The organism is Dyadobacter pollutisoli (genome assembly GCF_026625565.1).
Lineage (GTDB): Bacteria > Bacteroidota > Bacteroidia > Cytophagales > Spirosomataceae > Dyadobacter > Dyadobacter pollutisoli.
In genome coordinates this window covers 7,058,985-7,083,428 of sequence record NZ_CP112998.1, presented here as the reverse complement: position 1 = coordinate 7,083,428, position 24,444 = coordinate 7,058,985, and the positions used below count along the sequence as shown (strand labels likewise).

The 24,444-nt window shown below is 43.5% G+C and carries 16 protein-coding genes; 12 read left to right on the top strand and 4 right to left on the bottom strand.

What is annotated here, in order from left to right; genetic code table 11:
- Positions 1-4: 4 nt before the first annotated feature.
- A complete protein-coding gene (gene rfaE2, locus ON006_RS29400) occupies positions 5-493 on the top strand; it encodes a D-glycero-beta-D-manno-heptose 1-phosphate adenylyltransferase (protein ID WP_244821749.1) in 489 nt (162 codons plus the stop codon).
- A 7-nt stretch (positions 494-500) separates the two neighbouring features.
- A complete protein-coding gene (locus ON006_RS29395) occupies positions 501-1,181 on the top strand; it encodes a zinc metallopeptidase (RefSeq protein ID WP_244821748.1) in 681 nt (226 codons plus the stop codon).
- A 90-nt stretch (positions 1,182-1,271) separates the two neighbouring features.
- On the opposite strand, the gene ON006_RS29390 is transcribed toward ON006_RS29395, so the two are convergent.
- Positions 1,272-2,441: an FG-GAP repeat domain-containing protein gene (locus ON006_RS29390; protein ID WP_244821747.1), complete on the bottom strand. Its 1,170-nt coding sequence runs from the start codon at positions 2,439-2,441 to the stop codon at positions 1,272-1,274.
- 127 nt (positions 2,442-2,568) lie between these two features.
- Between ON006_RS29390 and gcvT the strand changes: the two genes are divergently transcribed.
- The 8 genes from gcvT (at position 2,569) to ON006_RS29350 (ending at position 12,015) form a co-directional block, all read left to right on the top strand.
- Positions 2,569-3,651, top strand: a complete 1,083-nt coding sequence (gene gcvT, locus ON006_RS29385; RefSeq protein ID WP_244821746.1) for a glycine cleavage system aminomethyltransferase GcvT — start codon at positions 2,569-2,571, stop codon at positions 3,649-3,651.
- Between the two features lie 36 nt (positions 3,652-3,687).
- Positions 3,688-4,398 (top strand): 2-phosphosulfolactate phosphatase, encoded by a 711-nt coding sequence (locus ON006_RS29380; protein WP_244821745.1) that lies wholly within the window; start codon positions 3,688-3,690, stop codon positions 4,396-4,398.
- A 22-nt stretch (positions 4,399-4,420) separates the two neighbouring features.
- Entirely contained in the window at positions 4,421-6,412 is a 1,992-nt protein-coding gene (locus ON006_RS29375) for a hypothetical protein (protein ID WP_244821744.1), read from the top strand.
- 76 nt (positions 6,413-6,488) lie between these two features.
- Positions 6,489-8,273, top strand: a complete 1,785-nt coding sequence (locus ON006_RS29370) for a PorZ beta-propeller-like domain-containing protein (RefSeq protein ID WP_244821743.1) — start codon at positions 6,489-6,491, stop codon at positions 8,271-8,273.
- Positions 8,274-8,328: 55 nt separating this feature from the next.
- Positions 8,329-8,967: a uridine kinase family protein gene (locus tag ON006_RS29365; RefSeq protein WP_244821742.1), complete on the top strand. Its 639-nt coding sequence runs from the start codon at positions 8,329-8,331 to the stop codon at positions 8,965-8,967.
- 43 nt (positions 8,968-9,010) lie between these two features.
- Positions 9,011-9,742: a hypothetical protein gene (locus ON006_RS29360; RefSeq protein ID WP_244821741.1), complete on the top strand. Its 732-nt coding sequence runs from the start codon at positions 9,011-9,013 to the stop codon at positions 9,740-9,742.
- 134 nt (positions 9,743-9,876) lie between these two features.
- Positions 9,877-10,026 (top strand): hypothetical protein, encoded by a 150-nt coding sequence (locus ON006_RS29355; RefSeq protein WP_244821740.1) that lies wholly within the window; start codon positions 9,877-9,879, stop codon positions 10,024-10,026.
- Positions 10,027-10,458: 432 nt separating this feature from the next.
- On the top strand, positions 10,459-12,015 hold the full coding sequence (locus tag ON006_RS29350) for an asparagine synthase-related protein (protein ID WP_310590308.1): 1,557 nt from the start codon (positions 10,459-10,461) through the stop codon (positions 12,013-12,015).
- Between the two features lie 34 nt (positions 12,016-12,049).
- Here the strand turns inward: ON006_RS29350 and ON006_RS29345 are convergent, their stop codons facing one another.
- The 3 genes from ON006_RS29345 to porU2 (ON006_RS29335) all read right to left on the bottom strand — a co-directional run bounded on the left by ON006_RS29345 (position 12,050) and on the right by porU2 (ON006_RS29335) (position 19,342).
- Complete coding sequence (locus ON006_RS29345; RefSeq protein WP_244821738.1) at positions 12,050-12,640, bottom strand: collagen-like protein; 591 nt, start codon at positions 12,638-12,640, stop codon at positions 12,050-12,052.
- Between the two features lie 288 nt (positions 12,641-12,928).
- Positions 12,929-16,252: a putative type IX secretion system sortase PorU2 gene (gene porU2, locus ON006_RS29340; protein ID WP_244821737.1), complete on the bottom strand. Its 3,324-nt coding sequence runs from the start codon at positions 16,250-16,252 to the stop codon at positions 12,929-12,931.
- A gap of 78 nt (positions 16,253-16,330) precedes the next feature.
- Entirely contained in the window at positions 16,331-19,342 is a 3,012-nt protein-coding gene (gene porU2 / locus ON006_RS29335) for a putative type IX secretion system sortase PorU2 (RefSeq protein WP_244821736.1), read from the bottom strand.
- 389 nt (positions 19,343-19,731) lie between these two features.
- On the opposite strand from porU2 (ON006_RS29335), the gene ON006_RS29330 reads away from it, so the two are divergent.
- Both ON006_RS29330 and ON006_RS29325 read left to right on the top strand, forming a co-directional pair.
- Complete coding sequence (locus ON006_RS29330; protein WP_244821735.1) at positions 19,732-21,255, top strand: malate:quinone oxidoreductase; 1,524 nt, start codon at positions 19,732-19,734, stop codon at positions 21,253-21,255.
- 237 nt (positions 21,256-21,492) lie between these two features.
- Positions 21,493-24,417 carry a TonB-dependent receptor gene (locus ON006_RS29325; RefSeq protein ID WP_244821734.1) on the top strand — a complete coding sequence of 975 codons (2,925 nt, stop codon included), beginning with the start codon at positions 21,493-21,495 and terminating at the stop codon, positions 24,415-24,417.
- Positions 24,418-24,444: the final 27 nt, after the last annotated feature.

Sequence of the window (24,444 nt, the reverse complement as noted above, 5' to 3'; positions counted from 1 at the left end):
AACAATGAATTTTACAGAAAGCAAGATCCTCAGATTAGAAGAAGCCATATCTACCATTGAAGACTGGCAGCGTGCTGGCCAAAAGGTGGTTTTCACAAATGGATGCTTCGATATTGTACATCTCGGACATATTGATTATCTTGAAAAAGCACGCGCACTCGGCGACAGGCTCGTATTAGGCCTTAATACAGACGCTTCTGTAAGCAGATTAAAAGGCCCGTTACGCCCGGTGGTCAATGAGTATGCAAGAGCAAGATTGATGGCTGCTTTATCTTTTATAGATGCTGTCATTTTGTTCGACGAACCGACGCCAAGTCAGTTGATTGAGGCAGTAAGACCTGACATTTTGGTCAAAGGAGACGATTATACTGTCGAAAATATTGCTGGCGCGGATTTTGTTTTAGGTAAAGGAGGTGAGGTAAAAACGATAGCCCTTGTCAAAGGATATTCGACTACCGCATTGATTGAAAAGATAAAACAAGGATATAAATAAGATAACTATGGCAGGTGCATATTTGATTGGTATACTCGTGATGGTCATTAGCCTTTACGTGCAATGGCGATTGAAGAGTAAATTTGAAGAGTATTCTCAGGTAGGCCTGAGCAATGGTATGAGCGGAAAGGAAATCGCGGAAACCATGTTGCGGGAAAGTGGCATTTATGATGTCAGGGTAGTATCTGTTGAAGGACGGCTGAGCGACCACTATAATCCTCAGGATAAAACGGTTAACCTTAGCCCGGACGTGTTTTACGGCCGCAGCGTATCGGCTGCTGCGGTAGCTTCTCACGAATGCGGACACGCGGTACAGCACGCGACGGCCTATAAATGGTTGCAGTTCAGGTCGCAAATGGTGCCTTTTCTGAGCGTTTCGTCACGTTATATGCAGTGGGTAATCCTTGGTGGTATCCTATTGCTGAACACTACGCCTATTCCGCTGACCATTGGTGTTGCGCTATTTGCAGCTACTACTTTGTTCAGTTTCATCACACTTCCTGTGGAATATGATGCAAGTAACAGAGCATTGGCCTGGATCCAGAAAAACAGGATTGTGAACGAGAAAGAGTACATTATGTCCGCAGATGCTCTTAAATGGGCCGCAAGGACATACCTGGTCGCTGCTATCGGTTCATTGGCTACTTTACTTTACTATGTAAGCCTTTTAATGGGCCGTCGGGACTAGCCTTCGGCTTCGCTCAGGCTGACATTGTTCACGTCAGCCTTATAATGTAAAAAAGTGTCAGTCTGAGCGGAGCCGAAGAACGACACTTTTTTATTTTTTACGCTGGTTCCAGTACACTACGACATTATGCGTAGCGCGGCCGGAGGCGATAATGTCCAAATCGCCATCTCCGTCCAAATCGGCAGGCAGCAGGTCTTCGCAGGCTATCTTGATCTTTTCATCTAAAACGTACTCCTGCCATTTTTTGCCTTCCGGGTCGGAGCCCACGAAAATCCTTACTCCTGTTTCCCCGAGCACATTCGGGTTGCGCCAGCCCATTACCACCTGGTCCCTGCCCTGCCCGAAAAAATCAGCGCATGCCAACGCGTGGCCTTCTTTAATCTTATCTGTTAATACCGTGCGATTGTCTTTGGAATACACCACCAGCGAACTTCCATGCATGGGCTCAATAGCTGCAGTAAACAACTGATTTTTCCCAAGGCTTCCCGTCCTGATCTCTCCTACTCCAGAACCTGCTACCATCCAGTTTCCCGACGGTGCCCATCCATCCGCACCATTCAAAAATACTTGCACGCCTTCCTTTCCCGCAATCGAAAGTCCCAAAATCCTGCCTGGCACCTCCATAGGCTGCATATTATGGGTCATGTGCATATTGGTTTCCACTAGTTCATAGCCCCAGATCGTTTTGCGGTTCTCAGGCACGTCGAAAATGATCAGTTTCACTCCTACACCTTCGCCGGCCGCATTTCCCTCGCCATGCAGCGGAAGTACCGCCAGTTGGAAACCACCATCTGCTTTCTTAACCCACTGCATCCGATGGATCGTAACCTCGTGATGCAGGCGCACCGGCTCCCAGGCCTGTGTCCGGTCGTCAGGAGCGGCGAGGTAAAATACAGCTCCCGATTGTTTCAGGTTTTTGGTTTCGGAAGGGTTCCATTGTGCGCCTACTGCTATTTCCACCTTTCCGTCGCCGTCAATGTCACGAGCTGCGATACATACATTATCCTGCTCGGTAAGGTCTTTGGCGATCACATATTTTGTCCAAGGCTGGCCTTTCTTCCCGGGGTTTTTATACCAAACAATTTCCTTTTTATCAGCCAACAGAATATCCGGCTTTCCGTCACCATCCACATCTCCCTGCGCGACGCCATAGCCAATGCTGATTTTATCGTCGATCAATTCACCATTGAATGTAGCTGTTTGCGCAAAACCCCTTTCCGCCGACAGAAAAGCCATGAAAGCTAATAATTGTATCTTCATAATTCTCACCTATTTTTTCACAATATACTTCAAAAAGAAGTGTCTGAACTTTGAAAAAAGAGTTTTTTGTGTGGCTTTGCCCTGCTTTGCATACTTTTGTAAATTAATGTGAACCAATTTACCATACATGAAAACTGTCCCTTTACATCAAGTTCATATCCGGTTAGGCGCTAAAATGGTCCCGTTCGCGGGTTTTGAAATGCCTGTGCGCTATTCTTCGGATCTGGACGAGCACCACACTGTAAGAAATAATGTCGGCGTTTTCGACGTGTCACATATGGGAGAGTTTAGTGTAAAAGGGCCGAAAGCATTGGACCTGATACAAAAAGTGTCGTCGAATGACGCTAGTGCATTGTACGACGGCAAAGTTCAGTACAGCTACCTCCCCAATGCAACCGGCGGAGTGGTGGACGATTTACTGGTTTACCGCATTAAAGAAGACGATTATATGCTGGTAGTGAATGCTTCCAACATTGAAAAAGACTGGAACTGGATCCAGAGCCAGAACACAGAGGGTGTCGCAATGGAAAATCTTTCCGACGCGCTTTGCCTTTTTGCAGTGCAGGGGCCCAATGCTACCGCTACTTTGCAAAAACTAACTTCGGTCGATTTACCCTCCATGGAATATTATACCTTCCAGATCGGAGAAATGGCTGGTATTGCGGATGTCGTGATTTCAGCAACGGGTTATACAGGTGCAGGCGGATTTGAAATATATGTTAAAAATGAGGACGCCGAAAAAATGTGGGATGCCATATTTGAAGCTGGCGCTGAATTTGGAATAAAACCTGTTGGCTTAGGCGCAAGAGATACATTGAGACTGGAAAAAGGCTTTTGTCTGTACGGAAATGATATCGACGACAACACTTCTCCATTAGAAGCTGGCCTTGGCTGGGTTACCAAGTTTTCGAAGGATTTTATCAATTCAGAAAACCTTAAAAAACAAAAAGAAGCCGGTTTGACTAAGAAACTGGTGGGCTTTGAAATGATCGACAGAGGAATTCCGCGCGGACATTATGAATTGTGTGACGCGGACGGTGGCAAACTGGGAGAAGTTACATCCGGAACGCAGTCACCTACGCTGCAAAAAGGGATTGGAATGGGGTATGTACCGGCTGCATTCAGCAAACCGGATACAGAGATTTTTGTAAAGGTCAGAGACAAACTGCTGAAAGCAAAAACAGTAAAGCTGCCTTTTGTAAAAAACTAAATCATTTAAACTGATACCCCGATTCGATTGCACTTTATGAAACAACTTGATGTTTGCCTCACGCCTGATCTGCTTCATTTACACAAGCTTAATAATTCAATAGTTGTAGTTGCCGACATATTCAGGGCTACTTCCTGCATGGTTACCGGCCTTGCCTATGGTGTAAAAAGCATTACTCCGGTCGCCAGTATTGAAGAATGTAAGTTCTTGCAGGACAAAGGTTTTATTGCCGCGGCCGAGCGTGACGCAAGAAAGGTAGAGGGTTTTGATCTCGACAATTCGCCATTCAGCTATATGAATGAGCGGCTCATCGGTTCAGAGATCGCAATGACAACTACCAATGGAACGTTATCTATTTCCAAAGCCAAGGCTTCCGCGGTAAAGGTAATGATCGGATCTTTTCTTAATCTGGGTGCATTGGTCAATTCTCTGAAATCGGAACCATACGACATTCTGGTACTTTGCGCGGGCTGGAAAGGAAGGCCCAACCTGGAAGATACGCTCTTTGCTGGCGCATTGGCCGACGCATTAAAAGAACAGTTTATGTTATTGGAAGACGGCACATTAATGGCCCAACGACTTTATCTTCAGAGCAAGGACAACCTCCTGGCCAGCGTTTCCAACTCGTCACACGTACGCCGACTGCAACGTTTGGGCATTCAGAAAGACATTTCCTACTGCCTTCAGACTGACCTTTACGATGTAGTGCCTGTACTGCGGGGAACCACTTTGGTGGCTATGAATTAAATACACAACTAATCATTATTACATGTTCAGATTCGTTTTGCTCATTTTTTGTGGATTAATGATTCTCTCCAATCAGGCAGACGCCCAGCGGAGAACCAGCACACCCAAAAGACAGATTTTTGCTCCCAAAAAGAAACCCGCTACTCCGGCAACGCAGCAACCCGCTGCCACTCCCGCAGATACGACTGGTCAGCCAAAACCTGCACAGGTCACTGCCCCGGCAGCCGACACTACCGGCAAAATTGATTCAACCATCATTGATAATGATTTACCTATATCAAAAGATACATTAACTGAAAAAGAAGCAGAAGAGCAGCTTGAAAAAACCGCTGTAAAAACGGTCGCTGACAGCGTTCATGCTTACAAAATAATCATTGACGATATTTCTTACTTATCGGTTTGCCCGGGTACCACCATTACCATACCATTCAAAACAGACGGGCCATTTGACGAAGACAACACATTTATTGCCCACCTGATTGACGCTTCCGGGAAAAGTGTCCCGATTTCTCTTCCGGTCAAAAAAAGCCCCATTAAGGCGGTAATTCCTTCTTACAAGATCGGAGGCGAGGTTTACAGAATACAGGTGGTCAGTTCCATTCCGGTCGTGCGGAGCCAGGAAGTGTCATTGCGATTATTGCAAACTCCTGCCGCAAGGATTGAAGTTGCGGACGGCACACAGTCGGTGCGGATCATGCCTGGCCAGGAAGCACATTTGCGCGTGAGCCTGACGGGAACTGCTCCGTGGTCATTTCGGCTTTCGGATAGCACCACCGTTTACCACACGATGTCCAACCCGCATTATCTGATCGTAAAGCCGAGAGATGTGAAAGCTTATAAGATATTAGGTATTTCCAATGCCTGCGGAAGCGGTACCATGTCGGGGGAAGCCATTGTGAATGTCAATAACAATCCGGAACCGAAACTGGAACTGAAAGAGGTGGAGAAAATCGCCAAGCTTTGCAGCGGGATACCATTCCAGGTGCCATTTAATGCTACGGGGAAATACAAGGAAGGAAACAAATTCGTGGTACAGATCGCCGACCGGACTGGTGCATTTAAAACCATATCAGCTCCTGACACAACTGGCTATATCATGACGGAGATACCTGCGACATACAAACCGGGCGAATACAAACTGCGCGTTACTTCTTCGGCGCCGTATCTCGTAAGTCAAACTACCAATGTGAGCATTGTTTCCCCTACCGTCACTGTTTTGCAAAAAGATTCGCTGCGGTTGGGTGAAAACGAAACCGGTGAGCTGACGTTGAAATTTACGGGTGGCGGACCATGGTTTGTCCTGCTGTCGGACGGAACTTACGAAAACAACATTCAGGAATCGCCGTACAAGATCAAAGTGAAGCCTTTTTATGATACCAATTACCAGATCACATCTGCCGGTGGCCTTTGTGGTGTTGGGAAATTCTCAGGTACAGCGAAGGTTACGGTCAAAAGTCCTCCTGCCAGCATTACCCTTGAAAAACTGCCCCAGAATATGGTATGTGCTGGTTCCACCATTGATATACCTTACAAAACCGAAGGCCGCTACAATGCAGGAAATAAATTCGTAGTGCAGATCACCGATAAGTCGGGACGATTTGTGAGCTTGCCAACCACTGTTACGCCTACTTCCATGAAAGTAAAAATAGCCGGAGTGGCTGTCGGCGATACCATTCGTACTCAGAAGATCAGGATCATTTCTTCGTCGCCCGCCGTATCCAGCGCCATTGAAGAAATCGACGTAATTGCTCCCGATAAAGCGATCGGCGAAGTTTCGGGAAGAGGGACTGTTACGGCAGGAAGGTCTACCAGAATTCAGTTGAAGTTCAAAAATGGTCTGCCGCCCTGGTCATTTACATTATCAGACGGAACTGCCATCAATGGCACATTCTTGAACCCGTACCTGATTTCGGTCTCTCCCACAACCACTACCGAGTATAAGATCAGCTCGTTAAAAAGCGGCTGCGGGACAGGTTCAGGTAAAGGATCAGCCATCATAACGGTTGACAACTAGCAGGTCAGAATTTAAAACCGGTTCAAAGAAAAGCGGATTGATAATGGTACGGCTTGGTTTACTGATTTTTCTTTGGATGCTAATAGCACCGGCTAGTCGGGGCCAGAATGTTCCATTGGGGCATTGGGAAAATCATTTCAATTATCTATCTGCACAGCACGTACTGCAAGTTAAGGACCGCATTTTTTGTTCGACTTACAATGGTCTTTTCAGTGTAAATCCCACAGACCAGGAAACAAAAACCTGGTCAAAATCTGACGGACTAACTGATACTGGCGTGAGCAGTATGGCCTTCAATTCCGAAGATAATCTTCTGTTACTCGCCTATCGGAGCGGTAATCTTGATCTTTTGTTTTTAAACGAAAAGTCCGAACCTGAGTCCATTGAATTATGGTCGATTCTTAATGAAACACAAGGGCTGCCTTCCAATAAAGATATCAAACAGGTTATTTTCCGAGATGATCTGGCCTACTTATGCACCAACTTTGGGATTGTAGTACTCAATCCAAAACTCAGGCAGGTAGAGGAAACTTACCGCTATATAGGTACCAATGGTGCACAGGCCGCTGTCAGCGGAATAGCTATTTCAGCAGATTCATTATATGCCATTACTTCTCAGGGATTACTGGTCACCTCCATGGCGTCTACGGTTAACCGACAATATTTTGCCAACTGGAAATTAATAATCACTCCGGCTGCCACGGTTTCCGTTACCTCACGCGGCAATACCATCTATGCAGGATTTTTGGGTAAAGGCGTATTCCAAAGCCTGAACGGCAGCTGGAAATTGGTCTACCCGTCCGACAGCAAACGTTACTCGATCACCAATAGCGATGATAGGATCATCATTACATTGGACAACCGGATTGTGGTGCTCGATAAGGATGATAAGCCCACATTAATAAACGATCTATTATTCAAAACGCTTTCGGAGGCCATTGAAACGAGTCCGGGCACATTGTGGGCCGCAGATCAAAAGAATGGCTTGCTTGCAAGTACGGCTTCCGATTTTAAGACAACTTCGCCAGCACAATCCGACACGACTATTTCTCCAAGAAAGGATTCAGTCATTCTTGACTTGGAAGGGTTAACCTGGGCACGATTACCCACGTATCTTGGCGGCGGGATATTGGTAAAAAACGCCCAAAATCAGCAAAGGGTCCTCTCAACCTCGATTGGCAATGGTACGCTGCCATCTGGCGTGATCAACAGTATTTCCATTGACCAGGATGGCTATATATGGTTTGCCAGCGACAAAGGCGTCGGCTATATTATACCCCAGGACGTATTGGGCGCAGCTCGTGTAGATGCTATTTTACCTGTTTACGGTGAACGAAGGTTATTTTCCAATGAAAAATGTACAGCGATCGCAACTGAACCTGGTAATAGAAAATGGATTGGTACCCGTACCGGTCTTTATCTTTTCAATTCGGATGGAACCGAGCTGGTTCAGAAATTCACTTCCGAAGACAGCCCACTGCCATCCAGCCAGATCAATGCGCTGGATTTTGATGCAGCCACCGGCACATTGTACATTGATACACCGGCAGGAATGGTATCTTATCGCAGCAACTCGACGCAGGCATCGGAAAATTTCTCGGCGGTGACCATTTTCCCAAATCCGGTCCGCCCCGGTTATGGAGGGGATGTTGGAATAAAAGGTCTGATGAATGACTCTGTTGTTAAAATTACCGAACTTTCCGGCCGTTTGATCTACGAAACCAGGTCGCAGGGCGGCACCGCCTCCTGGAACCTGAACGACTACACCGGTCGGCGGGCACGGGGAGGTATTTATATGGTTTTCATCGTTTCTGGTGACGGTACGGAGAAACTGGCAGGAAAATTGGCAGTTATTGATTAAAGTTATAATTTAAATTCATGTGAGACCTCAGCAACTAAGGACCTCATTTTCAGATATGACAACCCCGGAAAAAACACCATACATTGTAGGAATCACAGGAGGCAGTGCGTCAGGAAAAACTTTCTTTATGAAAAGTCTGATCGACGCATTTGACAAAAACGAAATCACCCGAATCTCTCAGGATAACTATTACAGACCAATTCACGAGATTCCGAGAGACGAAAATGGTGTTGAAAACTTCGACTTACCGGAGACAATTGATCATCATTTGTTCGCAGAACACATTGCCGTACTACGCGCGGGAAGGGAAGTACACCAAAAAGAATACACATTTAACAACCCCTTGATCAAGCCCGAAATACTGATTTTTGAACCACGACCGATCATTATTGTGGAAGGGATATTCGTTTTTTACTTTCCCGAAATTTCCAGGCTTATTGATTTGAAAATATTTGTAGATGCGAAGGAGCATGTTAAAATAAAAAGGAGAATAATTCGTGATAATAACGAGCGCGGCTATGATCTCGACGATGTACTATACCGCTGGGAGCATCATGTTGCCCCTACCTATGACAAGTTCATTCTGCCGCTACGCTCAGAAGCGGATATGATCATCAATAACAACTCACGTTTCGATACCGGATTACAGGTCCTGACTGGTTTTTTGAAAGGCAAACTGGCAGAGAGAAATTGACTCGTTTTAGTATTTTTACATTAGTTGAACCAAAATCGCATACATGAAACTATCTACACACATTAAACATTTCAGTCAGCCCAAGTCGTTGATTCTTACGTTTTCGCTGGGCATTATCATGACCGTTATAGGTTTCTCCTGCAAAGACAGCGATACAGATCCGGTTGACGTTTACGAATATTATCCGCTAACAGTAGGTAACTATACCGTTTACGAAGTGAAGGAGGAAATTTACTCCTCGGGGCAAGCAGGGCCTGTGAAAAAAACGTGGCAGGAGAAAGATGAGATTGAGAAAGTGGTTTCCAACGCAGAAGGCATTTCGACGTACACATTCTCCCGTTCAACCAGAAATACGCCGGCTGATTATTGGCAGAAGGTAAAAGAATTCACGGTTCAGAAATATCCCGATAAGCTCTTGACGAACATCGACAATCAGACTTTTTTCTCCATGGCGTTCCCGGTCGATTCGAGATTAAAATGGAATGGAAACACGTATAACAACCTGGAAGCCGAAGACTATCACTACGAAAACGTGAATCAGCCGGTCATGATCGGTACGCAGTCTTTCGACAGATCCCTCACCGTTGTCGAGCGCAAGGACACTTCCATTATTAACCGTTACATTGGAATAAAACAATATGGATTGGGTGTCGGACTGATTTCAGACGACCAAACTTCCTTTGAACTTTGCCAGAACGAAGATTGCATTGGCTCCGGTAAAATAGAGTCCGGCGCACATAAATCCAGGAAAATATTAGAATTCGGACGTAGGTAGAAATCGATACTCAACCGGTTACAAATGTGTCTGAACTTGATTTTTTCCTATTCAATGTTTCAAAAGTTTGGAAATTAAATTTATCTGACTAAATTTACGCTGGATACTGGTATTAATCATATAACAAATTCAAAATGAGAACAGTGACATCGCACTCTACACAGACAAAAAAGTCTTATCGCAAACCGGTTTTGAACAGATTCGGTAATGTAGCAAAATTGACAAAAGCCACAAAAGGAGGCAGTGAGGCCGATTTTGGTGGTGTAATGGATTTTCAGAGCTAGTAACACTTTATAACTTACTCATTTTGACAGTCGATGGCCTGTTTCGTTTCAATCAAAAAAATTGCGAAAGGGGCCTAGAAATAAAAAAATTGCCTGACGAAATAATTTGGGAAGGCGGTTTTATTCGAGTAAGAAATCAAAATAGAGTTAATTACAAGTTCCATCTTCTAGTTAAGGAAGACGAAGATTCAAAAAAAAAATTTAAACCCCTCATCAGTCGAGTCAACTGATTGTGAGGGGTTTTTGTTGTCTAACATTGCAGAAACTGTAAATAATAGTCCAGGGGATCTTGTAGTAACCTACTGTATTAAGCATAAAACCTGCATAATAAGGAGAGATGCTTTCGGGCTGATCCCCGTTTATTATTTTCATTTGCCTGATAGCTTTCTGGCTTTCTCTACAAGCCTGCCCTCATTACTCCGAATAGATGGTGTGTTGGATCATCTCACCATTAACACTAAAAGAATAATTCGGTACCTGACCTTTAGGGCAGATTCATTAGTAGACTATGATAGCGAGACTTTTTTTTGCCAGATCAATTCTGTTTTGCCGGCACATCAAATCATAGTGACCCCTAGTGACATCATAACAAAGTCCTGGGTAGATTTCAATCCTGATCAATGGAGCCAACTAACATCCTTGACAGAATTCGCAAACGTTTTTCAAAATTTGTTTCACAATTCGGTAGCAAACTCTGTAAATGGTGATATAGTGGGCTCTCACCTTAGTGGTGGAATGGATTCGTCATCGATTAGTTCTTTCGCAAGGAAACTATTCCCTTTAAAAGAATTCCACACTTTCTATGGGGCGCCAAACACTCAGTTTGCATCGGAAAATGAATATGCTCAGGCCGTCGCCGATCATATTGGATCTATACACCACGAAATTGCCCCTCAACATAATGATTTTGATCTTCTGACCAAATATACCTCAATATATGGACATCCGGAGACCATGATATTAAGTCCAGCATTGCAGGGGAGTTTACTCGAGGCTGCTCATTCTCACCGGTGCACCACGTTGCTCATCGGTCACGATGGCGACTCAATTGTAGGAAATGGTTTTGACTATTTGATTGAGCTCTTCCGGAAAAGAAAATGGGCCGAATTGAAAGAACTTTTGGCCCAAAGGACGCAAAATCCATCATTTCTAAGGCTTTTCAAAAACTGGAACACCTTAGACGAAGATGAGAAACTACAAGCCGTTTACCATGATTTTTTCGGGCGCAGGTTCCAGGAAGTAGCTGTAACAGCTTCTATCAAAGAGTTATTTACGTTATTTACTGACGTTAAAAGAAACTTTAACATTTCCACCCTCCATTTTCTGAAAAGAGGACTTAATTCTATTATTCATAAATTCCTGGATAAACCAATCCCCAATTCATTGGTCAAGGCATCTGCTCGTAATTCAAACCGGGAAAAATCAAAATTGAATAAAACGTTGAGTGAGTCGCTGAGCAAAAATCTTGAAGAGAAATATATGCATAGCTTTTCATCAGTTTATAATGCACAGTCTATCACAATTAATGAAGAATTTTTCGCATTAGGCAACCATTATAATATGCAGGCATCCTTGCCGTTCTTTAACAAAGAATTATTCGAACTTTGCATGTCCGTACCTTCAAAGTTAAAACTGGGAGATGGCATTGGCCGTCAGCATTTCAGAGAAGCAATGAAAGGCAGTCTACCAGAACAGGTTAGGACAAGGCGAGACAAAGCAGTGTTCGGCTCTTATGGACGTCTAGCTGCCAGAAGGCTATTCCGAGATGCAGAAGGGTTACTACAAAATGAAGAAAACCAAGTTTGGGATTTTATCGACAAGGTGGAGTTCAATAAAATAGTTAAGATTTTGCATGACGACAATCAAAAACCGCTTACATACGCAATTTCTCAGTTTCACATCTTACGCACGATATCACTTGCTGTTTGGTTCGATTGGCTGGTATCCTTAAATTTCAAGAACGAGACAAAAAAGAACTCTAAACCATGATTAGGCTTAGAGTTCCTAGTATCAACCGGTAATGCTATTTCTTTTGGTATATTTTCTTGATATTCGCTTCTGTGATACCTAAAGCTTTAACCGTTTGCTCATAGTCCTTCAAATTGATATTTGCTAAGCGCCCAGCATTCAATGCGGGAATTATTACAACTCTCAACTCCTCCAACTTACGCTTCTTGTTTTTAGGAGCAGGCGTTGCAGTGAAGAATTCAAAAAATAATTCGAGACCATCTACTCCGTAGTAATAAATATAGTCAATCACTTCATCCGCAAAAAGCACAGGACCAGGCAACGGGAAATAAACACCTCTCGATTTGATGAAAACCTGAACAGATCCCTTTTCTATCGACGCAACCTCTTCTTTGCTCATCCCTTTAAAAAAAGTAGTGTCTGAAAGAGTAAACCGTCCGTTCGCGTCCGTGGAAATCGTATCCATAAACACCAAGACTGATCCACCTACTCCCACTGTGTCACTTGCGCCATCTTTCCCATTTACCCCCGGATCTCCTTTGGGGCCAGCTGGACCTGCCGGACCGACATCTCCTTTGTCTCCGTCGCAACCCATCGAAACAAGTACTAAGCCTACAAAGGCCATCATCATCAGTTTTTTTAACATAGTAATACTGAGGTAAAGTGAGAAATAATTGATTGTCTTAAGATGAATGCTTAACTACCCCAAAGCTATTGACTGGGATTTTAATTTACAAAGTAACCTTGGGTTATTACTTATTGCTTGGTCTAAAATTAAGATTTTACAACGTCAAAGCCTTAAATTTTTACTCTCATATTGAGTAAACGGTTGTTTTCTATTAAATGGCTCTATTTTAATGCTGCTAAAAAATTTGTGCCAAATTTGAGATTTGGCACAATATTACTGCAACAAATTAGAGGTGCCACTATAATACTATCGCGTAGAAACAAATTTCCCGGTTATTTCCTGCACATTATTGTCCTTACCATTAAAGATAACCTTATAAATGTAGAGGCCAGAAGTTTTCGGAAACCAATACCACTCGGTTACGTTAGAAGCAGAAAGTTTCACTTCTTTGTTTTCACAAATTACTCCTTTCATGTCATAAATATACAGCCTGGCTGATTCAAGCAGTTTTACATCCCCAATTTTTGCCTCAAATCTAATGAAAGCAGAAGCTGGATTAGGGCTGACGACCATCTGCACGTTGTTATCCACTTTATCGATAATATCAAACTTGATTATGTAAGGTTTCTCGGATGAATTTCCTGCCTTATCGCTCGCTATCGCCAGCAGTTCATAATGTCCGGCCTTCAAGTCAGAGGAATATTTAAGTTGAAACGAGTGATTTGATAATTGCTCTATTTCAACCTCGCTATTGTTCCGATAAATCAATTTCTCATAATCGCACTTCTCATCTTGGCACCGTTTTAAATAAATATTCAAATATGACGTATCCGCATTAACAATTCGGTCATCCGTTACTATAAAAGCAATCAACGGATCAGATTGAACGACAGCATTGTTTTTGACAAGACGGCTGTCGAAGGATACATCCAAAATGGGTGCAACGATATCCTTAGCACTTTCCGATGGATATAAATATTTGCTTTGCGCTACCTCCCAGTCTACAATCAACTCTGCTTCATTATTGCTTTTTGTGAGTTCTAAAAGAGTCGACTTGGGATCAACCAGTACTTCTAATCGCTGTATTTGTCGATTGTTAAGTGGAATAGAAGAATAAACAGTGTCTGCAAAGGGAATGGCCTCGACGTTGAGTGAGATGGTAGATTTTGTGCCATTTTTAAAGAAAACGTTAATGTCCACTGGCAGTTTATCTGCTTTGTTGTATTTGCCGTTGTTAAATAATGTAATCGCTACCCTTACACTGTCCGAACTTCCGATGGGTATATTATTTGATTTCGAATACAATAATATACTCTCTTCCGGATCCACAGCGTAATCTGGTTTATCGACTCTGATCAAATGCAATGCAGGGTCTCCCTGCAATACCGATTGATGAATGTTAGCTACATCCATATAATTGCTCGGCTCACTCAGAATTGCCTTAATGGTATTCCTTTGAATCTTCCCAATCGGTAACTTTTCCGAATCAACATTTACGAACATTTCCTTGTACAAAGCATCCAGATAGCGAACTGTAGGGCTTAAATAACTATTAAATGAATTCGCAATAACGGCAATAGCTCCTTTTTTCTCTGCCACAACCCAGTCAAGCGAAAGTGGGATTTTATCAGTGGCAGAAAGGTTTGGATTAAGTCTTGCATTGAATATGTTACCTACACCACATCCATTAAAATACATCAAAGGATATTTTGCATAGTTTTTATAACCCCTATCCGCAACAGAAGCATATCCAAAGTTAAGATCAGTAATGTATTGAGCACCGTGGCCAATATATGAAATCATGCCTACCCCTTCATTCACCTGCGGTGTAATATTTACTTGCTCTGTTGGATCCAAGCCTTGCTTAACAAAAGATGTGACCAATCCTCCGAGTGTACCCTTTTCAATGCCGGGCACCAACGATGACAGAAAATCTTTGAAGCTATTTATTTCGCTGCTAGTCTTTCCTCCATTGATGTGTAGCACCTTTTTTTTCCAGCCATACTCATCTGAAACGTTTTGCTCGTAGTCCATTACTTTTTCCAAGTAATTTTTTGCATGCTGACTGGTCACAGCGCTTAACCTGCCAACTGGTATTACAGGCACGTCTGTCTTCTCACCCCCAAGCCCCGCTATTAGCAGCACATCGGATCCAGGGTATCCAATTGCGGGAATATCTCCTGCCAATTCCGGCTGCATTCTTTCCACAAAAGTGATGGACTTTCCGAACAGGAACAGATACTTGTCCTTATTTCCATCTGAAATCATAAATTCGACAAACCTCCGGATAGCCAACGGGCTAGTCTCTCCATAGTTGAACTGGTTATAAAGGTCTTTTATATTTACAACGAAAGTCTTATACCCACCACCTAAGTTCGACGAACGGTAGGCAGCATACTTCTTAGCGTCTTCGAATAAGAGATCGTTGGTGATTATTATATAGTTCGCAGAAGCAGGTGTCATTTTCTGAAAATCTGTTGTGAGAATTTCAGTTTTCTTTATCGTTTCTACATTCTCAGAGACAAAGATGGTTGACTTCTTGCCTTTTACTCCCTGAATTAAAAACTGACCGGATTTAACTGATATAATTTTTGGCTCATCCTGGTTTGAAATATCGTAAACCGCAGCCTCACTCTTAATGTCTGGCAGCAATACTTTTTTTGGGCCACTAATATCGGAGAGAAAAGTAAAGGCTTTTGACGTCTCTCCATTCATTAAGACATCCTGTGAATAGGTAATTTCAGTAAAGCCGATGGAAAATCTCTCCTCGTTCAACGTGTTCAACGACTTGACAGCAAATACAAAGCTTTCGTTGGCCGCGATATCAGTCTTCTCGATTTCAAACTCCGCAAGCTGTCCGATAAATTTATTTACTCTTACTGAGTTTACCTTTCGCAGACTTGCCGCATCTTTTCCAATATACAATTCAATATCCCGAGAATTATTACTTCTCCCATGAAGAAGAATTCTCATCTTAGGTTTTAAAGAGCTACTCTTACTAACCTTTTTTAATTGATAGATGTAAGTAAATAGCGTATCGCCCAAAAGTCTTGCCCCGGTCTTACTAGCACCATTCTCAAAGAAACTATTTAAGAAGTCGGGTTCGATGTAAATGGCGGTACTGTGAGAGTATTCTTTAGTATTCGCCAGAACGTCAGACTGTGTGTGAAAACTATATCCTACATTTCCTGTGTCTTCAAAAATTTGTCTCGTTGCACGTTTTCCATTATTTGTTCCGCTCGTGAGAAAATACACTCCCTGGGTGCTATAAATACTCGAATAAGGATTTAACCTCGAACTCATTGGCCTATACAACAGCGAATCGGAACTCCCATCATTTGGGACTCCGTAAAATGTAATTCCCTGATTATCTGTCGCAATGATCGCTACTTCCTTTCCTCTGTGGAAAAGTTGAAGCTTTTCCGGACTTGTTAATGGAAAATCTGTCGGGAGGGAGGCGAATGGAATCTTGTGAATACCCTTTTTATTGACTATAACTTTGATATACTTCTTCTGGTTAAAATCAATCCAACCATTGGAATAGGTGGTTGTGTCCTGGGCACTGATGCCAATTGACCAGAGCAGGTTAAAAAAAAGAATGACCTGAATAACGATCGTGCGTGTTTGCATTCTCATATGAGTTGGTTATAAAGCGTCAAGATCGTAAAACTGAATTCACGATCTTGACGTTACTTTTTCGAATCGAACTTACTTCTTTACGAGTTTTCTTTTAAATATATCTCCTTTGTCTGTAGCTATTTCCATAAAGTATACCCCACTTGGATAACCGGTAAGGTCTACTGAATATCCGGTACCTTTGGCTTGTAGGATTCTTCCTTTTCCATCCAATAAATTCCAGCTCTGAATGCTCATTTTAGGATCAAGTTGAATTCTAAACGTAGATGGGCTTGGATTTGGAGATACTACCACAGCTTCCGAGTTTTCAATCTCAACAGAGACCATTCTGAAATTTGTTCTTGCACCTTCAACACCTGGCCCTGGATTAGATGGCGCATCCACTTGCGCGAGTCTATAATAACTAAGGCCAGACAAAGGGTTATTGTCATAAAAAATATAGTTTTTATTCCCTTCATTGTCTCCGGCACCATCAATTACTCCAATTGCCTCAAACGTTTTGGCATCTTCGCTTCTTTCAACAATAAAGTGACTATTGTTCTTTTCCCTCGCGGTTGTCCACTTAACTTCCACTTTATGTTTGTCGAGCGCTTTTGCAGTAAACGACACCAGCTCAACAGGCAAAGCAGGGTCTGTCGTAAGTAAAGGTATAATGGCAGGATCCCCCAGTATCAAAGTCTGATGAAGGTTGGCTTGAACAAAATTATAGTTGTAGTTCGGTATATCCGGATTGACATTGGGCAGAGCCCCAATACTCTCAGCCACAGTCTCCTTCAGAATCGTTCCGATCGGCTTCCTAACATGATCCGCAGTAAACACTTTTGAATATTCTTTATCCAAAGCCGGAGTTAAAATAGATTCATATGCCTCCCAGGTGTTACCGAGCACCACAACCGATCCCCGATTTGGCGTCAATAACCAGTCAACAGTAAAAGGGCGCCTCTGATTGTTAGTTAGCAGTGTACTGACAGTTTCATTAAACCCCCGAAAAACATTATTCACATCACAGCCGTAAAAAAACAAGGTAGAATACTTTCCATTGTCTGTATATCCTCTGCCATTGTCGGACACATAGCCATAAAAATAGTCCGTTACCCTTGGATTGCCGTGTCCATAATAGGTTAATGCACCTGCCCCTTCATTTACCTTGGTAATGATACCAGGATCAGCCCATGTTTGACAATCAGTAAATCCAGTCGCTACTGGTGCAGGACAAGGATTGTTCAAATCCTTATTGAAGGCGAATACGTCCCCAGTAAATGGACTATTCGCCGCAAAATCGTTTGCTGCGTTAAGAAGATTAGCACTGAAGGTATTTATTTCACTGGCTGTTTTTCCACCAGCTACATGAATTACGTTTTTGCGATACCCTATTCCCACTGGATTGTTCAAATTTTCATATTCCTGTACTTTGAGCAGATATGCAGCAGCCTTAACCGGATCACTGGTAGGCAGCCTTCCGTGCGGAATGGCAGGGATATCCTGATTGGTTTCCCCTCCAAGGCCCGAAACCAAAAGCAAATCAGAGCCAGGGTAGCCAATAGAGGGCACTTCATTATCCAGATTTTTCGTCCCTAAATTATACGTTGTTGCATTTCCAATCAAAAACAAAAACTTGTTTGCCCTCTTTCCGTCAGATAGTAAAAAATCCACACATCGGCGTACAGCTACCGCGCTTGGCTCACCATAGTTAAACTGATTGTAAACGTCCTTGATCTTTAAAACAAGCGGTTTAAATGATTGCTTCGTTATCGGATTAATAGTTCCGGCCCGGTAGGTAGCATAGTTTTGTGCTGCAGTAAATAAGCCTTCAGTTGTAATGATCAGGTAGTCATAATTCGCTGGTACTATTGGACTAAATGTAAACATTGACATCTGTGAGCCAGCTACTACATTAGTAACCGTGGTTGCCAGAAGATTGAAAGTAGCATTACTTGTCCTGGGAATCGCAAAACTGGCTGCTGAGGCATTTGTAATAGCCTTTGGATGGTCCGCGTCAGAAATGTCAAAAAGTTGAAGTGTACCTGCACCCGGTAGGCCCGCCAAGTTAATCCGTGAAGCTGATTGTGCAGTGGGAGGAATGTTAAAAATATAGAAATTTCCACCTTGCATATCAAAATCCTGAGGATAAGTCACAGTATAATAGGACACTGAGAAAATATCACTACCGTCTGAATTATCGTTTGACTGAAATGCCAGCGTTCCCACTCCGTTCGCATCAATGTCACCAACCAGGCTTCCATTCAATTGTAGCTCAAATTCAAATTCCTTCGGTCTAAAAGGCGCGATATTAACAGACCCCGCCTGACGTAAATTACCGGCGTCTGGGCCAACACTTATGCGTATATCACGTGACCGCTGATTACTTCGGCTATGCAATAGCACCTTCACTTTAGGCTTGACTGTTGCTGCGGCTGCGTTTAGTTTCTTGACATTAAGTGCAAAGCCACTGACCAGAGTATTGCCAAATCTGCGCGTACCAGTCAACGTCTTTCCGTATTCGTAGAAGCTATTCAGATAAGTTGGATAAATGAAAATTGAGTTGCTCTGCGAAAAATCCGTTTTATAGGTAGTAATATCAGTATTTAAATGGTACGCCTCTGCTGCGACCGGTGGATTGGCGACACTACCCGAATTTATGGGGTTGGCTCTTAAACCCTTGTCGGTGCCAAGTACCAAAAAATAAGCCCCCTCGTCAGAAAATAAACTTACGTACGGATTCATCCTGGACGTGATACCAGGTTCATTTGCGTACGGTCTGCAAAGCAATTCATCAAATTTCCCATCATTGGGTTCTGCATAAAAAATAATCTTGCTTGCATCGGAAGATAAAATATCCACCTGTACTCCCCGATGCCAAAGTTGCAGATATTCATGATCAATTGTTTGAGCCGTAAACTCAACAGGCAAATCCGAAAAATTCACTTGCTGAATCCCTTTCACGGTTATTGCTAACCTTACATATTTTTTACCGCTAACCAGCCAGCCATTTCCATAGGTTCCTTTCCATGGAACCTGGGACATAGAATTTAGAGAGAGAAGGATTAGAAGAAAAAACAAATGAGTAGAAATACTTTTGTTCATAATTGTCTATTTAGTAATGTGTAATTAAATTAAGCTATAATAATATTTTATTCAGCACTGCGCGGCGTAGAAATTCAACGATAAAAGTAACTTTTAAGTACCTGGATATCAAAGTTATCAATAAATTCGTTAGCCTGGCAATTGATTTGTCATTTTAAAAGAGCCAACATAAAGATAACCAACTAAGCATTTGATTACGAGAATCGCGTCTCACAATTGCAACTAAAAAAGTTTTAATTGCCCCCTATCAAGAACTTGTAACTAGTCATAACTTTTATTTTTTAAATTATACTATTTTCGAAACAAATAGTGTTAGGATCGTTGTTATCCTATTGCATTTTGTATTTTTCCGGGCCTAGGCCCTTTGTAACATATTTACTTTTTTCGTGATGAATACCAAAAAGTCTTCAAAAACGAGCTCCCCTGATGTAGTTTTGATTGGGGCCGGTATCATGAGCGCTACCCTCGGGGTATTGCTCAAAAAATTAAGTCCTTCTATTTCAATTTCCATTTTCGAGCGCCTGGACCGTGTGACTGCTGAAAGTTCTGATGCATGGAACAATGCCGGAACAGGACATTCTGCCTTTTGTGAACTCAACTATACTCCCCAACTCGAAGACGGGTCGGTTGAGACTAAAAAAGCCATTAAAATTGCCGAGTCCTTTGAAGTTTCCAAAGAGTTCTGGGCGTACCTCGTCGAAAACGGGATCGTTGAACCTGATACATTTATCCACAATATTCCACACATGAGCTTCGTGTGGGGAAGTGAAAATGTTGATTATCTACACAAACGTTTCACAGCATTGACCCGCCATCATCTTTTCCGGGGTATGGAATATACCGAGGACAAAAATGAGATCAGCAGCTGGATTCCCCTGGTCATGAATGGCAGAAACCCGGACGAAAAAGTAGCTGCTACCAGAATGGAGCTTGGTACCGACGTCAATTTCGGTACGCTGACAAGGTCTATGTTCGACTTTCTTGAAAAACAGGAAGGTGTCAATCTGTACCTCAACCACGAAGTCGACGACCTCAAACGGAACCGCGAGGGAGCATGGACCATTGATGTGAAAGACCGCGAAACCGGAAAAAGTCGTAAAATACAAACCTGGTTTGTATTCATAGGTGCTGGGGGCGGTTCGTTGCCGCTGCTTGAAAAGTCGGGCATTCCGGAGGGTAAAGGCTTCGGAGGGTTTCCCGTGAGTGGTCAATGGCTTGTGTGCAACAAACCTGAAATCGTTGAAAAACACCAGGCAAAAGTGTACGGCAAAGCTTCCGTCGGCTCACCGCCAATGTCAGTCCCTCACCTGGATACCCGGATGATCGATGGCAAAAAAGCACTACTTTTTGGGCCATATGCTGGTTTTTCTACCAAGTTCCTTAAAAATGGTTCTTACCTGGATCTGCCTCTTTCGATTAAGTTGAATAACATCAAACCAATGCTGGCGGCCGGGATACATAATATTCCACTGACCAAATACCTGATTGATCAGGTAAGGCAATCGCCGCAGGATCGTTTGGAGGCATTGAAGGATTACCTGCCCGACGCACGTTTGGAAGACTGGGATCTTGAAAAAGCCGGTCAGCGGGTGCAGGTCATTAAAAAAGATAAGAAGGAAGGCGGTGTCCTTGAATTCGGAACAGAGATGGTTACTGCTTCTGACGGTTCTCTGGCTGCATTGCTTGGCGCTTCTCCGGGTGCTTCCACTTCGGTTTCTATTATGCTTGACCTCATTCAGCGTTGTTTCAAAGATGCCAAATCTCCTGAATGGCAGGCTCAGTTTAAAAAGATCATCCCTTCGTTTGGCAGGTCTCTTGCTACTGATGCGAATTTTGCTGCCATAACCAGAGCGAGAACGACAGAAGTCTTGCAATTGAATGCTTCACACCTGGAAGAAGAACTGACGGCATAGTCGATAAATCATATTTTAAAGTGAAACCCTTGGCCAAAACCAGGGGTTTTCTTTTTTTAATGCTATTTCGCGTTTGACAACATTAAAATAAAATCGCCCTCCTCAGCGTGTAGGAGGGTATTGACGAATAAATATCAACAGATATTTCAGAAAAATTTGATGGTATAAAAAACACCACTACATTTGTCTACTAAATCGATAGATTTATAGGTAAACACCAACCAATTGCACTAGTTTATGAAAACCGCGTACCTAGCCAAAAAGCTAGCTCTATTTTCCCTGTTATTTCTCCCATTTCTATCACTTGCACAGGGCAACAACTTCATTGAAATATCTGGTAAAATCGTTGATAAAACCGACAAAACAGCGCTTCCAGGAGTCAGCGTAGTCATCAAAGGAACCGTTGCGGGAACCACTACCGAGTCCGACGGCGGCTTTAAGTTAAGATCCAAAGCGAAATATCCTTTTACATTGACCATATCAAGCGTCGGTTTTCAAACGCAGGAGTTTGAAGTTACCGGTCCCGGCTCCAATCTCAATGTTGAGCTCGTAACACAAACCCAGCTTGCCCAGGAGATCGTGGTGACCGCTTCGAGAGTGGAAGAAAGCATTCTTAAATCGCCCGTAGCGATTGCTAAGCTCGATATCCGCGCCATCCGTGACTCTCCATCGCCGTCCTTCTACGACGCGCTCGAAAACGTCAAGGGTGTTCAGATGACCACTTCCAGCCTTACTTTCAAAATACCCAATACGCGCGGTTTTAACATTCCAAGTAACTATCGCTTCATGCAGTTGGTGGACGGTATCGATATGCAGGCGGCTACATTGGGTGTCCCATTGGGGAATGCCATTGGCCCTACTGAGCTGGACATTGCCAGTGTGGAAATTACTCCCGGTGCTGCGTCTGCGCTTTATGGTCTCAATGCCATTAACGGTATGTCTAACCTTTTGACCAAAAGCCCTTTCTTTTATCAGGGTTTGAGTGTGTATCAAAAAACCGGTGTAAACCACGTGGGAGGCACCGGCCGCGACGCGAGTATTTTAACTGAAACTGCTATACGTTACGCAAAAGCATTCAGTAACAAATTCGCATTCAAGCTGAATTTCGGGTATATGAAAGGTACCGACTGGTTGTCGGACACCAGACTCGACCAAAACCCCAACAATCTCAAAAGTGCTAACCCCAATTATCCTGCACTCAATGGCGCTAACAATGCTGCTTTTGATGGCTGGAACAAATACGGCGATGATGTATTGGCAGGAAGCAACACGGTTTCGGTGAGCGGATTGACCATCAATGGAAAAGCCAATCAGACCTTGAATGTAGCCCGTACCGGATACTGGGAAAAAGACCTGGTGAGCCCGAATGTGGATAACATGAAATTCGACGCGGCACTTCATTACCGGTTAAGCGATCAGGCTGAAATTTCTTACAGCTACCGCGTTGGTAAAATGGACGGTGTTTTTCAAAGAGGGAACAAGATCCAGCTGGACAATGTGGTCGTTCAAAACCATAAAGTGGATCTGAAAGGAAGTAACTTCCTCGTAAGAGCTTATATATCACTGGAAAACTCAGGTGATTCATTTAATGTAAAACCGCTTGCCGACAACATGGATTTGTCGACCGGCGGTAGCGGAAGCACCTGGGGAGCAGCTTACAAAACAGCTTTGAACACTTATGCAGAGCAAAATGGCGGCGGATTAACCGATGCTAACCTCGCAGCAGCAACCCAATTCGCGAGAGAAACAGCCGATGCAAAACGTGCGGTACCGGGTACAAAAGCATTTGAAGATCAGAAAGCATTGATCCGCAGCATTAATAACTGGGATATCAAATCGTCGACCATTCCTGACGCTCCCGCTTCCGGTGGAGCAGCATTGGTTCAGAAAAGCCATTTGTATCACATTGAAGGACAATGGGATTTATCCAAATACACCAAATATTTTGACCTGCTGATCGGCGGTGATGCGCGGGATTATCAGATTACACCCGACGGTAACACATTTGTAGATTTCTCACGTCCTATCGCGGACCGTGGCAAGCAACTGGAAGACGGCACTTACGGTGATAAGATCAATTACAAAAAAATCGGTGCATTTGCGCAGGTTACCAAAGTGCTTTTCAAGGAGAAACTGAAACTGTTCGGGTCGCTTCGCTACGATTACAACCCTGAATTTGACCCAAAACTGACACCACGTTTGGCAGCTGTTTTCTCCCCTACCGCTAACAACAACTTCCGTTTTACGTATCAGCAAGGATATCGTTTCCCCGGGTTGTTCGAGGCGCTATCTTATGTAAACAATGGTCGTGTGAAGCGTGTCGGCAGTCTTACTTACATTAATGAGGGCTTGGGATATCTGGACAACAGCTATACCCGCGCGTCCGGTGTTGTTTTCAATGCGGCTGTCAATGCGGCTGTTGCTGCCGGTGCAAGCCGTAACGACGCGGCACTGGCGAACCGCAATTTGCTCGTCAAAGCACAGCTGGACAAGGGTCGCCCGGAACAAATTCACTCCTATGAGTTCGGTTACAAATCTGTTTTCCTGGACAACACATTGGTTTTTGACTTTGATGCTTATACCAATACTTATGACGGTTTCCTCGGACAAGTTCAGGTGGACGTTCCGAAAGGCCAGACGGTAGGCACTGACGCAGCGGTACTAGCCATGTTGGACGCAAACCGTGATGCAGGACAGGATCGCTACCGTGTTTATACCAATGCAAAAAACAAATACCGCAACTACGGTTCAGCATTGGGCCTGACCTATAATTTTTACAAAAACTACACTGTTTCGGGTAACACCAGCTTTAATAAAATCAAGTCTAACGCGACGACTGACATATTCGTGACCGGTTTCAACACCCCGGAATGGACTGCTAACATTCAGTTTGGGAATCGTCAGATCGTTAAAAATCTTGGGTTCAGTGTCGTTTACAGATGGCAGCAAGAATTTAATTGGGAAAGTCCGCTGGTCAACGGAACCGTTCCGGCCATTCACACCGTCGATGCTCAGGTTACTTATAAGGTACCTCAGATCAAGGCGAATGTTAAAGTGGGCGGTAGCAACATTTTCAACAGAAACTATATTCAATACGCAGGTGGCCCAACATTGGGTGGCTTGTATTACGTAGCGCTTACATTTGATGGATTGTTAAATTAGGGTTCAAGTCAATGTAATGTTGGCTTA